General features: G+C 71.5%; 14 protein-coding genes. 10 read left to right on the plus strand and 4 right to left on the minus strand.

The window, feature by feature from the left end:
• Window positions 1-32 precede the first annotated feature (32 nt).
• Entirely contained in the window at window positions 33-632 is a 600-nt protein-coding gene (locus tag ACIOGZ_RS29755) for a hypothetical protein (RefSeq protein WP_400988309.1), read from the minus strand.
• A 331-nt stretch (window positions 633-963) separates the two neighbouring features.
• Entirely contained in the window at window positions 964-1,140 is a 177-nt protein-coding gene (locus ACIOGZ_RS29760) for a hypothetical protein (protein WP_400988310.1), read from the minus strand.
• 927 nt (window positions 1,141-2,067) lie between these two features.
• Between ACIOGZ_RS29760 and ACIOGZ_RS29765 the strand changes: the two genes are divergently transcribed.
• On the plus strand, window positions 2,068-2,634 hold the full coding sequence (locus ACIOGZ_RS29765; protein ID WP_400988312.1) for an Imm1 family immunity protein: 567 nt from the start codon (window positions 2,068-2,070) through the stop codon (window positions 2,632-2,634).
• Window positions 2,635-2,973: 339 nt separating this feature from the next.
• Here ACIOGZ_RS29765 and ACIOGZ_RS29770 read toward each other — a convergent pair whose 3' ends face one another.
• Entirely contained in the window at window positions 2,974-3,501 is a 528-nt protein-coding gene (locus ACIOGZ_RS29770; RefSeq protein WP_400988314.1) for a ferredoxin, read from the minus strand.
• A gap of 534 nt (window positions 3,502-4,035) precedes the next feature.
• Here ACIOGZ_RS29770 and ACIOGZ_RS29775 point away from each other — a divergent pair.
• The 5 genes from ACIOGZ_RS29775 (at window position 4,036) to ACIOGZ_RS29795 (ending at window position 11,646) form a co-directional block, all read left to right on the plus strand.
• Entirely contained in the window at window positions 4,036-4,725 is a 690-nt protein-coding gene (locus ACIOGZ_RS29775; protein ID WP_400988316.1) for a hypothetical protein, read from the plus strand.
• A 1-nt stretch (window position 4,726) separates the two neighbouring features.
• A complete protein-coding gene (locus ACIOGZ_RS29780) occupies window positions 4,727-6,268 on the plus strand; it encodes a DNA polymerase Y family protein (RefSeq protein WP_400988318.1) in 1,542 nt (513 codons plus the stop codon).
• A 55-nt stretch (window positions 6,269-6,323) separates the two neighbouring features.
• Entirely contained in the window at window positions 6,324-9,599 is a 3,276-nt protein-coding gene (locus ACIOGZ_RS29785) for an error-prone DNA polymerase (RefSeq protein ID WP_400988319.1), read from the plus strand.
• Between the two features lie 101 nt (window positions 9,600-9,700).
• On the plus strand, window positions 9,701-10,396 hold the full coding sequence (gene lexA, locus ACIOGZ_RS29790; protein WP_400988321.1) for a transcriptional repressor LexA: 696 nt from the start codon (window positions 9,701-9,703) through the stop codon (window positions 10,394-10,396).
• Window positions 10,397-10,509: 113 nt separating this feature from the next.
• A complete protein-coding gene (locus tag ACIOGZ_RS29795; RefSeq protein WP_400988323.1) occupies window positions 10,510-11,646 on the plus strand; it encodes a hypothetical protein in 1,137 nt (378 codons plus the stop codon).
• A gap of 14 nt (window positions 11,647-11,660) precedes the next feature.
• On the opposite strand, the gene ACIOGZ_RS29800 is transcribed toward ACIOGZ_RS29795, so the two are convergent.
• Window positions 11,661-12,236 carry an HhH-GPD-type base excision DNA repair protein gene (locus ACIOGZ_RS29800; protein WP_400988423.1) on the minus strand — a complete coding sequence of 192 codons (576 nt, stop codon included), beginning with the start codon at window positions 12,234-12,236 and terminating at the stop codon, window positions 11,661-11,663.
• Between the two features lie 278 nt (window positions 12,237-12,514).
• Here ACIOGZ_RS29800 and ACIOGZ_RS29805 point away from each other — a divergent pair, with 278 nt between their 5' ends.
• The 4 genes from ACIOGZ_RS29805 to ACIOGZ_RS29820 all read left to right on the plus strand — a co-directional run bounded on the left by ACIOGZ_RS29805 (window position 12,515) and on the right by ACIOGZ_RS29820 (window position 14,706).
• On the plus strand, window positions 12,515-12,859 hold the full coding sequence (locus ACIOGZ_RS29805; protein ID WP_400988325.1) for a hypothetical protein: 345 nt from the start codon (window positions 12,515-12,517) through the stop codon (window positions 12,857-12,859).
• 309 nt (window positions 12,860-13,168) lie between these two features.
• Window positions 13,169-13,399, plus strand: coding sequence for an NUDIX hydrolase (locus ACIOGZ_RS29810; RefSeq protein WP_400988327.1), 231 nt, complete (start codon window positions 13,169-13,171; stop codon window positions 13,397-13,399).
• Window positions 13,400-13,574: 175 nt separating this feature from the next.
• Entirely contained in the window at window positions 13,575-13,787 is a 213-nt protein-coding gene (locus ACIOGZ_RS29815; RefSeq protein ID WP_400988328.1) for a hypothetical protein, read from the plus strand.
• A 181-nt stretch (window positions 13,788-13,968) separates the two neighbouring features.
• Entirely contained in the window at window positions 13,969-14,706 is a 738-nt protein-coding gene (locus ACIOGZ_RS29820; RefSeq protein WP_400988425.1) for an ATP-grasp domain-containing protein, read from the plus strand.
• Window positions 14,707-14,870 lie beyond the last annotated feature (164 nt).

The raw sequence follows: 14,870 nt of genomic DNA on the forward strand, positions 1-14,870 counted from the left end.
CTCGGTTGTCGGGCGGCAGGGTGGGCGGTTCGTCAGCCGGCGGCCGGGGGCCGGGCGGCGGCGCGGGCGGCCTTCTCCTTCTCTCGCAACCACTTGTGCCGTGGCACGTCCTCGGGCCTCTCCCGCTCCCACTCCTCCTGCTGGTCCAGCACGGTGACCGCGGCTCCGGCGGCGGCGGCCGTGGCCCGGGCGTAATCCAGGGCGCTCGCCACGGCCCCGAGCACCGCGCTGGCGAAGGCGGGCGAGGTGCGGTCGGCATCGGCGGCGACGTACGCGACGGGGAACCCGGCCTCCGGGCGGGGGTTGGTCATCGCCACCTTCACCTCGCCGTACCGGCCGGTGTCGATGTAGTCGGTGACCAGCACGGTCGCCCGGGCGAGGACCTCCCGCTCGTCCTCCTCCCGGTTCTGGTGGCCGGGCTGGCTGACCGAGACATGGACCTCCAGCCCGGCGCACCGCCACCGGCCGGTTCCCTTGATGTCGAGCCGGACCTGGTGCAGGGGCTCGATGGCGCCGACGCGCTCGCTGCGCGGCTCGCTCTGGTACAGGCCCGGGTAGCGGCTGGCGACCGCCTCGGCGGTCAGCTCGGCGGCCGTCGGTCCGGCGGTCGCCGGTTCGGTCTGGTCGGTCATGGTGAGGGGTCCTCTCGGGTGGTGTGCTGCAACCGGTGGCGCCCGCCGAGGGCGGGCGCCCAGCCCTGATGAGCAGGGAGAGGGCACGGCTCGACTCCGCCGGAGCGGGGGAGCGGAGGAAACCCCGCGAACGCGGGGAGCGACCGGGCTGTGCCGGCGTGGTGTCCCGGGTGAGGGGATCAACCCCGCGCTCGCGGGGACAAGGGCAGGGACTGACCTCGCGTCAGCGTGGATTGTCTGCCCGGAGCATGTGAACAGCAGGCCCCGCGATCGCGGGGTGGGGTGGAGCTGTACAGACCATAGCCCACCGGGTCGGTGCCACCCTCGGTGTTCACCTCAACGGGGGCGTGGGGGGACGCAGGATCGGCTCGTTCGCGTAGACGAACGGGGGCTGCAGCGGGGGGTGCCAGGCGCTCCGTGCGGCGACCAGTGCCGTTCTCCAGGCCGCGGTCTGCGCGGGGGTGAGGCGGCAGACCCGCAGCGCAGTGACGAGGCGGTCGGTGGTCACTTCTTCCACCCACGGGGGGATGTACTGGTCCGTTTCGGAGCCGCGCAGCCACGCACCGAGGTCGAATCAGCGTCGCCCCGATCCTCTCGGAGTGGTGGGCCGGGTGCAGCCGCACCTCCACCCAGTGCTCACCGAGCTCGATGAGCGTGATGCCGGTGTCGCGGGCCTGGGTGATCCTGTCGAGGTCGGCCGGGGTCAGCGGGGAGATCCGGTCCTGGGGGTCCTGCACGAGGTCTCGGGCAGCAGCCACCGGGCCGTGGGGCGGCCAGCGGCGCCGGCGCCAGGGCGTGTCGGTCGCACGCCGCGAGCAACTTGGTGCTCACGACGCGCTGGGCCTCCCGTCCGCAGTCGTGGCAGCGGAGCTTGCGCCGCTGGGCGAGCGAGCCGTCCCACTCCCCGGCGGCGACCCAGCCGGTGGCCGCGAGCAGTTCCAGCACGGCCAGCTCGATGGCCGGGGTGGGGTGCGCGCAGGGCCGGACACCCAGGGTGTCGGAAGGCCCCGAGACCACGAACCCGCAGCCGAGGCAGCGCCGCTTCCACCCCACCTTCGGCGCTCCCGGCTGCTGCCTCTCCTCCTCGACCGGGACGGGCTGGTCTACCCCGAAGCCGGACAGGGACTCCTCGTGCAGACCCCGCAGGGCCTGCATCGCCGAACACCTCCACCTGCGCAGCTGATCGCCCGCCCGGCCGCAGCTCGGTGGAGCCCGTCCGAACCTGCCGAGCCGGACCAGCGCCAGCAGCACCACGAGACGGGTGCCCCACGCCGAAGGAGGAAGGGGTCTGCTTGATCAACAACACATACTCCTGCGCCTCCTCGGCGGCAGCGACTCTGCGCACGGACCAGACAATGGTGATCCGGTGGTGGAATGCCGAGAAGAAGATACTTGACGCGACTCCTCCAATCCAAGGAAAGAGAGCCACACCATAATGATTCTCAAAGTTTCGTACGGCTCTGAGCTTCGGCACCCAACCAGCTGGCAAGAGATCGATTACCTGATCGCCGAAGCCATCCGTTTCATCACTCCGCGCACGACAGCGGACGGACGGTCAGCCGCACGGCATGAAGCCTGGTTCTCGTTTATCGGACCACAGGTCGAGTATCCCAGCGCCAACCTGCGCGTCGCCGCCAACGAGACGACTGGGTTTGGCGCCGCAATCTGGTTCACCGACGGCCGCCCTCCTCGGCGGGGCGGAATCTACGACGATGCCTGGATCTCCGACAACCCCACGCCGTCTCACATCGACTCCAGCCTGGTGTCCGACCCGGAATATCCAAGGTTTCACGACCCAGCAAGCGCAATTCCACTCGCCCAGCTCAGAGCCGCCATCGGGGAATTCTGCCGTTCGGACACGGGGGCGCGCCCCGAGTGCATCGCCTGGGTGACCGGCGACATTAACGGCCAGCGGCATGACAAGCCGCAGTTTGACGAAATCGACGCGGATGAGAATCGGATCCCGGTCAAGTACGACGACGGATCCCCCTGGGCCATGTAGCTATAGCCTGCTCTCAGCTTGGGAAGTCGACAGGTCAACAGATAGCACTGCAGGCCAGGCCGGCGCCAACACAGGGATTCGTTCCTCGTACAGCGGTCCATGGTGTCCGGCTGGGTGTACATCACGTCGAAGAGGATGCCCACCAGGGCGTAGGTCTCCAAGTTCTCCGTGGGGTCGATATGCCAGGGGAGCGACGGGGGGTCGACGAACCCCTGGTACAGGCGTTCCGCGAACTTGAGTATCAGGTTTTTCCCGACATCCGGTCGCTCCCGCAGCGACGTGGCCGATGGCGGACCATCGCCGACCGTCGCTGGCTCCGCAACTGATGCGTCACCGCCGTCAGAGCTGCGGCAGTCGGTCCGTAACTGTGGGAGAGCGTCGCTCCTCAAGCCAGAACAGATAGACGCGGAGGTGCGATGCCAGCTCGCCGTCGAGGTAGTCGGCGTACTCCAAGGCAGCGGCGGCCACCCCTTGCCCTGCATTCGCGTCGCCGGCCTCCCAGTCGGCTCGCCGGTTCGCCAGGTACTCCGTGATTCGCCCTCGGTCGCGCCACCATTCCCGGACCGCTGCCGGCGTCCAGTGGGCGTCGCCGTCGCAGCCGTAGCCGGAGAACGCCTCGGCCTCCGCCGCGTCGACCAGCTGCTGGAGCTCCTCCGGCGTTCGGGGCTGCCGGTACACGTACTCGGTGAAGGCGTCGGCCTCGTAGAGCACGAGTCCAGGGGCGTGGAGACGGCCGGTGCCGCAGTTGTCGGTGTCGGCCCCGTAGAACTGCCCAGGCACGTTGAGCCACTTCCGATCCGGCCACTGCCCCAGAAACGCCCCGCGCGCATCGCCGAGCAGAGGTACCGGATCGAAGTAGAGGTCCACGGTAGAAGGGTAGCCATATGGAGCCGACAGGCCGCGGGTCCCGGTGACGGCGCTTGTGTACGGGTCAGGGGTGACCCGGGAGGAGGGCGGCTTCTTCAGTTCCCTTCACAGAAGGGCCGTTTTTCTGAACCGCTCCTCGCTGACGGCAGGTCCCAGTCGCGGCGCCGGTCCGCAGCCGATCAGCGGCCAACGCAGGCAGGAGGGGGAGGGCGATGGATCTACAGATCCGCATCGAGGGCGGGCCAGTCGACGAGTATGTCGCGCTGGCCGAGACGGGGTCGCCGGCACCGCGGTGCAGGGGCGCGATGACGTTGGCGAGGTCGAGCGGGGCTGGTGGGCGCCAGGTGTACCGGAGGGGCTCCACGGTTGTGCCTCTTCTCGCCGGATGCCCTGCTGCGGTGCGCGGCCTGCCGGACACTACAGCATCCCTGGCGCCGTGACCTGCGGTGATGGCACTGATTCGAACGGGTGACCGATTTAATGAGAAGCGGGATTCCGTTTTTCTTTTTCGTACGAATGTTCGATCCTGGGGTTGTGGAAGCATCCCTCGCCGCACTGGCGCCCCAGCTGCAGCTGTCCCGTCCGGGGCCGCTGGTGCCGGTGCTGCCCGCCCTGCGGGACCTGCTCCCGGAGCGGGGCCTGCGCCCGGGCGCCGTGGTGTCGGTGACCGGCGGTACCGCGCTGGTGCTCGCGCTCGCGGCCGCCGCCACGTCCGAAGGCACCTGGGCCGGGGCAGTGGGGATCGATGACCTCGGGACGCTGGCGGCGGCGGAACTCGGCGTCGACCTGCGCCGCCTCATCGTGATCGAGGCCCCGCGCGAGCGGCAGGCCGAGGTGGCCCTGGCGATGGCCGACGGCGTCGGTCTCCTGCTGCTGGGCGGCGCGGCGCCGACCGCCGCGGCGCGCGAGCGCCTGGCGAACGTGGCCCGCCGCAGCGGGTGCGCGGTGGTGGTGGCGGGGGAGTGGCCCGGGGCGCGGGTGCGGCTGCGGGTGGTGGCGCGGCACTGGGAGGGCCTCGGCGCGGGTCGCGGCCGGCTGCGCGCGCGTCGGCTGGTGGTGGAGACCGGTGGCCGGGGCGCGGCGGCGCGCGAGCGGCGGGTCGGTCTGTGGCTGCCGGACGCGCAGGGCGCCGTGCGCACGGCCGAAGCCGAGGCCTCGGTGTCCGCCGTGCCCGGGGCGGCGGTGCGGACGGCGGCCGGACGCGGTCCGCTGACGGTGGTCTGAGATGCCGGGCGACGAGCGGGTGCCGCGGGTCCTGGTCGGGTGGGTGCCGGACTGGCCGGTCGCCGCGGTGCTCGGCGCCGAGCCGGGCCCGCGGCGGCTGGTGGCGGTCGTCGAGCGCGGCCGGGTCGTGGCGGCGAGCGGCGGCGCGCGGGCGGTGGGGGTGCGGCGCGGGCAGCAGGTGCGCTCCGCGCAGGCCCTGGTGCAGGACCTGGAGGTGGTCGAGCGCGACACCGACGCCGAGGCGGCGGCGTTCGAGCCGGTCGCCGACGCGGTCGGCGCGCTGGCCGCGCACCTGGAGGTCGTGCGCCCGGGCGTGCTCGCGGTGGCGGCCGCCGGCGCGGCACGCTTCCACGGCGGCGAGGACGTCCTGGCCGAGCGGATCGTCGACGCCGTCGAGACGACCGGGCACCCGTGCCGGGCCGGGATCGCCGACGGGCTGTTCGCCGCGCAGCTGGCCGCCCGCGCCGAGCGGATCGTCCCGCCGGGCCACAGCGCCCGCTTCCTGGCCGCGCACCCGGTGGCCGAGCTCGGCGACGACCGACTGGCAGGCCTGCTGCTGCGTCTGGGCATCACGACGCTCGGCCAGTTCGCCGCCCTGCCGGCCTCCAGCGTCGCGGACCGCTTCGGCGCCGGCGGGACGCTCGCGCACCGGCTGGCCCGCGGACTTGAGGCCCGCCCGGTCGTGGCGCGCCCGCCCGGCACCGACCTGACGGTCGAGGAACGCTTCGAGGAACCCTTCACGGTGGCGGAGCCGCTGGTGTTCGCCGCCCGCGCTCTGGCCGAGCGCCTGCACGCGGGCCTGGCCTCGGCGGGGCTGGCGTGCGAGCGGGTGGAGATCGAGGTGCAGTGCGCCGACGGCACAACCGCCTGCCGGGCCTGGAGGCACGAGGGCGTCCTGTCGGTGGGGGCGGTGGCCGAGCGGGTCCGCTGGCAGCTGCAGGCCTGGCAACGGCGAGCCGTGTTCGACGAGCGAGCGGGCGGCGTGGTGGCCCTGCGCCTGCTGCCCGACGGCCTGGTGCACGACCCGGGCCGCCAGCTCTCCCTGGAGGACGGCGACCACGAAGCCACCGCGCGGGCCGAGCGGGCGGTCGCCCGGGTGCAGGCGATCCTGGGCCACACCGCGCCGGCCACCGCCGAGCTGGCCGGCGGCCGCGCCCCCGCCGACCGCACGGTGCGCACCCCCTGGGGCGATGCCCACCAGGAGCGCCGGGCGGACGGCCCCTGGCCCGGCCGGCTGCCCGCACCGTCGCCCACCCACGTGCCCGACACACCCCCGCCGGTGCGCCTGCTGGACGCCGACGGCCACGACGTCCAGGTCACCGCCCGGGCGGAGGTCAGCGGCGCCCCGGCACGCCTCCTGCTGCCCGCGGGCAGCGCCGACGTGGCGGCCTGGGCCGGACCGTGGCCGGAGCAGGAACGCTGGTGGGACCCCGAGCAGGCCCGGCGCACCGCGCGGATGCAGGTCGTCACCCACGACGGCCGGGCCTTACTGCTGGCCGTCACCGCCGGGCGCTGGCACGTCGAAGGCGACTACGACAGCTGACCCGCACCCGCCGGTCCGACCCACCACCCCCCACCTTCCGTTCGGATCCACCGTCATGGCCTCATTCACCAGCCACCCCCACACCCCCTGGCGCGAACTGCACCGCCGCCTCGCCGGCACCCCCACCGGCGGCGACCGCGCGGTCGTGCCGTTCCCCGCCAAGAAGCCCCCCGAGAAGACCCCCGCCCCCGTCCGGCACCAACGCGCCGGCGGCCAGGCCTGGGCCGAGCTGCACGTCCACTCCTCCTACAGCTTCCTCGACGGCGCCAGCGACCCGGCCGACCTGGTCGCCGAGGCGGCCCGCCTCGGCACCGAAACCCTCGCCGTCACCGACCACGACGGCCTCTACGCAGCCCCCACCCTGGCCACCGCCGCCCGCACCGCCGGCATCCGCACCGTCTTCGGCGCCGAACTGACCCTGGCCGCCGCGCTCGCGCCCACCGGCGTCCCCGACCAGGACGGCGAGCACCTCCTCATCCTCGCCCGCACCCCTGACGGCTACCGCCGCCTCTCCAAGACGATCGGCGACGCCCACCTCGCCGGCCAGGGCAAACGCCGCCCCCGCTACGACACCGACCGCCTCGCCGACGCCCACAACGGCCAATGGGCCATCCTCACCGGCTGCCGCAAGGGCGCCGTACGCCGCGCCCTGGACGCCGAAGGACCGGCCGCAGCCGAGCGCGAACTGCGCGCCCTCGCCGAGCGCTTCGGGTCCGACAACGTCCACGTCGAACTGACCGACCACCACCTGCCCGGCGACGACGACCGCAACGACGCCCTCGCCGACCTCGCCCACCGCACCGGCCTCACCCTGGTCGCCACCACCGCCGCCCACCACGCCTCCCCCGCCCAGGCCCGCCTCGCCCAGACCCTCGCCGCGCTGCGCCAGTCCCGCTCGCTCGCCGAAGCCGAGCCCTACCTCGCCGCGGCCGGCACCGCACACCTGCGCTCCCCGACCGAGATGGCCCACCGCCTCACCCCGTGGCCGGGCGTCCAACAGAACACGGTCGACCTCGGCCGCGCCTGCGCCGTCGACTTCCGCGACATCACCCCCCGCCTGCCCGGATACCCCGTCCCCGACGGCCACACCGAGGCCACCTGGCTGCGCCACCTCACCCTGCGCGCCGCCGCCACCCGCTTCGACCCCGCCAACGAGACGGCACACCGCCAGATCGCCTACGAGCTCGACGTCATCGAGCAACTCGACCTCGCCGGCTACTTCCTGATCGTCCACGACATCGTCGACTTCTGCCGCACCGCCGACATCTGGTGCCAGGGCCGCGGATCAGCCGCCAACTCCGCCGTCTGCTACGCCCTCGGGATCACCTCCGTCGACCCGATCCACTACGGCCTGCTCTTCGAACGCTTCCTCAGCCCCGAGCGGGACGGCCCACCCGACATCGACCTCGACATCGAGCACCGCCGCCGCGAGGAGGCCATCCAGTACGTCTACGACCGCTACGGCCGCGACCACGCCGCCCAGGTCGCCAACGTCATCACCTACCAGCCCCGGATGGCGATCCGCGACGCCGCCCGAGCACTCGGCTACACACCCGCCGACCTCGACCGCTTCAGCAACGAGACCGGCTGGCGCGACATGCCGCCCCCGGAATCCGCCGTGCCCCAGGACGTGCGCGACCTCGCCGCCCAGCTGCGCGGCCTGCCCCGCCACCTCGGCATCCACTCCGGCGGCATGGTCCTCACCCGCGAACCCATCGCCGAGACGTGCCCCACCGAGTGGGCCACCATGCCCGGACGCAGCGTCCTGCAATGGGACAAAGAGGGCTGCGCCGAAGCCGGCCTCGTGAAGATCGACCTGCTGGGCCTGGGCATGCTCTCCGCCCTCCACGACGCCTGCGACCTGATCGCCGAACACCACGGCCGGCACCTCACCCTCGCCACCATCCCGCCCGACGACCCCGACGTCTACGCGATGCTCTGCCGCGCCGACAGCATCGGCCTCTTCCAGGTCGAATCCCGCGCACAGGCCACCGCCCTGCCCCGACTCAGACCAAGCCGCTTCTACGACCTCGTCGTCCAGGTCGCCCTCATCCGCCCCGGCCCCATCCAGGGCGGATCCGTCCACCCCTACATCAACCGCCGCAACGGCCGCGAGCCGGCCACCATCGCGCACCCCCTCATGGAACGCGCCCTCGCCAAGACCCTCGGCGTCCCGCTGTTCCAGGAACAGATGATGCAACTCGCCATCGACTGCGCCGGCTTCACCCCCGCCGAAGCCGACAAGCTGCGCCAGGCCATGGGCGCCAAGCGCTCCCACGAGCGGGTCGCCGAACTGCGCGAGCGCCTCCTCGCCGGGATGGCCGAGCGCGGCATCCCCTCCGACGTCGCCGAGGACGTCTACACCAAGATCGACGCCTTCTCCGGCTACGGCTTCCCCGAGAGCCACGCCGCCTCCTTCGCCCTGCTCGTCTACGCCAGCGCCTGGATCAAGCACCACTACCCGCAGGCCTTCACCTGCGCACTGCTGGCCAACCAGCCGATGGGCTTCTACAGCCCCTTGACACTCATCCAGGACGCGCGCCGCCACGGCGTCACCGTGCTGCCCGCCGACATCAACCACAGCCAGGCCCGGCCCACCCTCGAACCCGCCCCGCCCAGCGGCGGGCGAGGGGCCCGGCCCGCGATCCGCCTCGGACTGGCGGCCGTCCGCGGCCTCGGCCCCGATCGGGCCGAGACGATCGCCTCCGGCCGGCCGTACACCGACCTGGAGGACTTCGCCCGCCGCACCGCCCTGACCGAACCCGTCCTCGAAGCGCTCGCCACCGCCGGTGCCTTCACCAGCCTCGGCGTGAACCGCCGTCAGGCCCTGTGGTCCGCCGCACCCCTCGCCCGCACCGGCGACGGCATGCTCCCGGGCACCACTCCCGCACTCGACGCCCCCGACCTCACACCGATGACCGCCATCGAGGAGACCATCGCCGACCTGTGGGCCACCGGCACCTCCGCGACCGCCCACCCCGTCCAGCACGCCCGGCCCCACCTGGAGCGCTGCGGCGCCCTGACCGCCGACACGTTCAAGACCACGGCCGCCCCCGGCGCGCTCGTCGCCGTCGGCGGACTCGTCACCCACCGCCAGCGCCCACCGACAGCCGGCGGCGTGCTCTTCCTCAGCCTCGAAGACGAGACCGGCCTGATCAACGTGGTCTGCCAACCGCACATCTGGGAACGCCAGCGCCGGGCCGCCCTCCAGTCCGCCGGCCTGCTCGTCCACGGCACGACCGAACGCCGCGACGGCGCCCTCAACCTCCTCGCCACCCGCCTCGTACCGCTCACCCTCGCCGCCGGCACCCGCAGCAGGGACTTCCGATGACTCGCCAACCTCCGCCGTCCACGCAGGTCAGCGCCCTAAACAGGGTGACCGGCCCACCACCCGCGGGATACAGTCACCACCCGAACCACCAAAGGGGCACCATGGCCGACACCACCACACCCCGCGCCGTCGGCGGCCGGCCCAAGGGCAGCGGCGTCGACGCCGACGGACTCACCGAGCGCCAGCGCCGCGTGATCGAGGCCATCCGGGATTCCGTCCAGAGCCGCGGCTACCCGCCGTCCATGCGCGAGATCGGCCAGGCCGTCGGCCTGTCCAGCACCTCCTCGGTCGCCCACCAGGTCAAGACCCTCGCCCGCAAGGGCTTCCTCTACCAGGACCCCCAGCGCCCCCGCGCCTACCGCGTCACCGCCGACCGCCCCCAGGCCCCCGCCACACCTGCCTACGCCGCCACGCCCGCAGCCACCCCCGTCCCCCTCGTGGGCCGGATCGCCGCCGGCGGACCGATCCTGGCCGAGCAGACCGTCGAGGACATCCTCCCGATGCCCCGCCGCCTCGTCGGCGACGGCGAACTGTTCGCCCTCACCGTGACCGGGGACTCCATGAGCGGCACCGGCGCATCCATCGAGGACGGCGACACCGTCGTCGTCCGCCGCCAGCCGCTCGCCGAGAACGGCGACACCGTGGCCGCGATGATCGACGGCGAGGCCACCGTCAAACGGCTCAAGCGCGAGGCCGGCCGGATCTGGCTGATCCCGCACAACCCGGCGTACCAGCCGATCAACGGCGACAACGCCACCATCCTGGGCAAGGTCGTCGCGGTCCTGCGCCGCCTCTGACACCCCGCAGACCGAATCACCGACCCCACAGCGCCCACGCCCACGAAATCCCGAAGTCCCGGCCGCGGTACAGCTGTAGGCTCCGACGATCGATCCGAAACGGAGGCAACACGGTGCGTACACTGATGGACCCGCTCACCCCCGAGGAACGCATCCTTCTGCACACCGTCTGGGAACCCTTCGCCAAGGAAGGCCAGTTCCCAACCCTCCGCTACGTCAACTACGTGCTGCGCCGCCAAGGCCTCGACGCCGCCGCCATCCTGCGCAGCGTCCCGGTGGCCCAGATGAGCGACTGGAACGCCGGCTACCGGGCCGTGTTCTCCGACCGGGACGGCTACCCCAGGCCGGACGGCGAAGTGCGGCTCACCATCGCCGGGCTATACCACCTGCGGGGCGACGAGACCGCGGACGGGATCTGCAGGATCCTGCTGGAGACCATGCGGGCGGCCAGCAAGGCGCAGGAGTACATCCTCTCCAACCCCTACGTCACCACGGACGCAGAGGCCTCATTCGCGAAGGTGCTCGACCGGATCGAAGCGTCGGACGAGCTCGCGAAACGGGCCGAACTCATCGCGGCCGCCGAGTGGCCCGGACTCCGCATATCCAGTCAGGACGCCAACGCCCGGATCGAGGCAGTGCAGCCCGGCCACCTGCTGCCGGACGCCGACTTCGCCTCCGTCGAGGAGTACCTCGCCGCCATCACCGTCGCCACCACCCCCCTTCCCATCCCCCAGCCACTGCCCTACGGCGACCCCCGCGCACTGCTGCGGGCCTTCAGCGTCCTCGACGTGACCGTCGAACTCGTGCTCGGCATCGCGGGGTTCGCGGCCCGACCGCCGGTAGACCGCTCGGCACTTCTGGCCTTGGACGTCGACGACGACCACAGCCTCCAGACCGGGATCACCGTGCTCACCGAGATGCTCGCCAACCTCCAGGTCGGGAAGGCCCAAGGCCATCCCTCGCCCCACGCACTCGGACGGCTGACGAACTGGCTGACGCAGGAACTGCCGACCATCAACCAGCCCGCAGTCGCGCGCGCGAACGCAACCCTCGACAGCCTCCGGGAGATCCGCAACAGCACCATCCACCCGAAGCCGAACGGCAAGCACTTGAAGAACCACGAAAAGCTCGGGCTCAGCTACCCGATCACCGACCCCTCCCGCGCATGGGACAGCATCCGCGCGCACACCGAGCAGGCTCTGATCACCCTGTACGAAGAGATTCTCGCCGCCCGCCCCGCTGCGCAGTAGAACACGCTGCATGGTCAGGTCCGCGTCGCACGCCGTTGTTCCTGCCGGGAGGTGCGGACCTTCTCCAGAGATTCGGGGCCGGTGACGTCGGCGACGGACCGGAAGGTCCCGTCCTCGCCATAGGGGCCGGCCGCGGCGCGCCAGCCGTCGGGTCGCACGCCGCACTGCTTGCCGAGTAGGGCCGTGAAGATCTGCGCTTTCTGCCGGCCGAAGCCGGGCAGCTCGCCCACGCGGCGCACGAGCTGCCCGCCGCTGTCGGCTTCTTCCCATACGGCGGCGGCCCGACCGTCGTAGCGGGCAACGAGGAAGGCGCACAACTGCTGGATGCGTCGGGCCATGAAGGCGGGGTGGTCGTGGACGGCGGGCCGGGCCGCGAGGAGCACGGCGAAGTCCGGCGGGCTGTACTCCGCGATCTCATGTGCATTGAGGTCCTCGCGTCCCAGACGCCGGACGATGGTCATCGGTCCGGCGAACGCCCGCTCGGTCGCCACCTGCCGGTCCAGCAGTGCCCCCACGAGCAGGGCGAGCGCGCTGCGCGAGAGCAGGGCGTCGGCCTCGGGCTGCTGCGTGATGAACACTGCGGTCTCCACCGGCACCGGCCTCCTCGGGGTAGGTGATCCGATTGTTCGCCCAGTCTGGTCGAGCCGGGCGGAGGAAGGGGGCAATACACGAGCGTCGGACCGGTCTTGGGTCCGGACGGGGGCGGTGGCGCGGCCTTCCGGGTGAGGCCGTTACCCGCGCGAAGGCGCTCAAACGCCAGTGCTACGGTCGGGCCAACTTCGACCTCCTCAGGCTACGGATCCTCCTGACTCCCTGATCACGGCAACGCAACTCGACACCCGGTACGCGGACCGGAGATGATCGGCGCATGACGGCACCGGATGAGACTCTCGACGCGATCACAGCCTGGTTTGCCAATGTCGAGTACGCAGGACTGATCCTTCCCAGCGGTTGGTTCGGTCGCCCCTTCGACAATCAACACCAGCTGACCTGGGCGCACGTACGGCATGGCAAGCTGCTGCTCGAACTCGATGAGCGGCTACTCCTCGTCCTGACCGCTCCCGGCGCGCCAAGCATCGACGGCCAGAACTTGATCGTGACATTCGCGCAGCTGGTGTTCGACTGGCAGGGCTACGGCGACCTTCAGCCGCACGCTGAAGCCTTCCGCACCGGCGAACTCCAGTTCGTCGGCCACCCCATGCCCACAGCATGACGAAGCGCCGGATACGTCGGCGATACCTGTGGAACAGCCGTCACGGCCCGTCGGATTCAAGGCGCGTCACGTGATCGTCGCCAAAGCCCGGCTACACGCCCACCGCCGTCCTGTGGACCGCGATCAAAGGCTGCTCCTTCGTCACGGGCCGGACAGGGCCAGGGCGACCGGTTCGATGACCCACCAGTGGCGTCGGGGCCGGCCTCCGCACACAACGATCCGACAGGGTTGATGATCACTCAAGTCGCCTCGGAAAAACCCAGGTTGGACGCGATAGGCTCTGAGGTCCCCCACCGCAAGGAGCGAGCCGTGACCACCGAGACGACCAGGACCGACCCGGCCGCGTTCGCCGCAACCCTGCCACACCACATCGCGTCGGCCACCGCGATGGTCACCGACACAGCCGGACGCATCCTGATGCTGCACCAAGCCCACCCCTACCCCGGCCACCCCACCTGGTGGCAGCTCCCCGGCGGCCTCAGCGAACCCAACGAGAACCCCGTCACCACCGCCCTGCGCGAACTGCTGGAGGTTATGTGAGCAACTTCTGTGTCCCACGGAAAAGTGTCTCATCCTGTCCTCCGACAAGCGACGTTGACCGTTTGTCAGGTGATCTTGACTAGTGCCAAGTTTCTGACCTCGGGACGCTTGACATCAGGGGCGGAGAGGATCTCCTTGATCGCGGCGGCGGCCGGCGAGCGGTAGTAAGAAGCTCGTGACACCCCAGACGGGCTTCCGCTTCGCCGACCGCACCCGGGCCCGGCACGCCGCAGTGCACGCCTTGCTGGCTGCGGGCCACAGCCGGCGCGCCGTCCAACGGCAGCTCGGCATGACCTGGCGAACGGTCAAGGCTCTGGCCGACGCCGTGACTCCGGAGGATCTCTTTCAACTTGTGATTTATCCAGCGGTCTCGAACAAGTTGGCCTAGTCAGGTGATCGTGAGCGATTGCCCCCTGATCCTGAACTGCACCTCCCCGTTGCCCAGCGCATCGTGGGCTCTGTGGCGGGGAATCTCAGCTGCGGTGCCGGGCACGACGGGGCTAGCGTGGTGCCTTTGTGAGTGGGAGGGGATCGCGGTGCTGGTCATGCCCGGGCGGCGGACGTCGACGATGGAGCTGCTGGCCGCAGAGGCGGCGGGCCGTGGGATGGCGGTCAGGGCTGCGGATGATTCCAGCCTGGTGGGCCCCGCGTACTGGTACGGCGGGCCAGTCGCGGGTGCCAGGCTGGCGGGCCAGCTCGGGTTCGCGCTGCTGGAGCCCACGGACGACTGGCTCGCTGAGCTGTCGGAGGAGTTCACCGGCCGCTGGGTCCGGGCTGCGACCGTGGCGGACGCGTGGGCGCTCGACCGGCCGACGTTCGTGAAGCCGCCCCGTGACAAGTCCTTTCCCGCCGACGTCCACGCCGACGGCTCGCGGCTGTCCGCCGATCTGGACCCGGCGACGCCGGTGCTGCTGTCCGAGGTGGTGACCTTCGCAGCGGAGTACCGGCTGTTCTTGCTCGACGGCCGGATCGCTGCGGCAAGCCGGTACGCGGTGTTCGGCCGGCTTGACCCCCGCCCGCTCGGTACGGACCTGGCCGCGCGGGCAATCGCAGCGGAGATCACGGAGTTCGCCGACCGGCTGGTCGCCGAAGTTGGGCACACGTTGCCGAGCGCCGTCGTTGTGGACGTTGGGCAGCTGCTCGACCCGTACCGTCCGGGCCACCGCTGGGCCGTGGTGGAGGCGAACATGGCATGGTTCTCGCACGCCTACGCCGCTGATCCGGCACGAGTGCTGGACGTGGTCCTGCGGGCGGCGGGCCCTCGCGAGCATGTGCAGCCTCGGGACCTGGCTTTCGAACGGCACTGACCCACGCCGCTCGCCCCAAGCTTCCCGCAGTCAGCCCGGCTCTGACCGGATTCCAGGAACTGGCACTTCCAGTCTTGCCAAGATCGCCTGATGGAGGAAAACCCGGGCCCGGTGATCACTCGTTCGGGTGTTCCCAGGACAGCGGAACGGCCTTCGCGTCATCC

It is taken from the genome of Kitasatospora sp. NPDC088160, from assembly GCF_044741445.1.
Lineage (GTDB): Bacteria > Actinomycetota > Actinomycetes > Streptomycetales > Streptomycetaceae > Kitasatospora.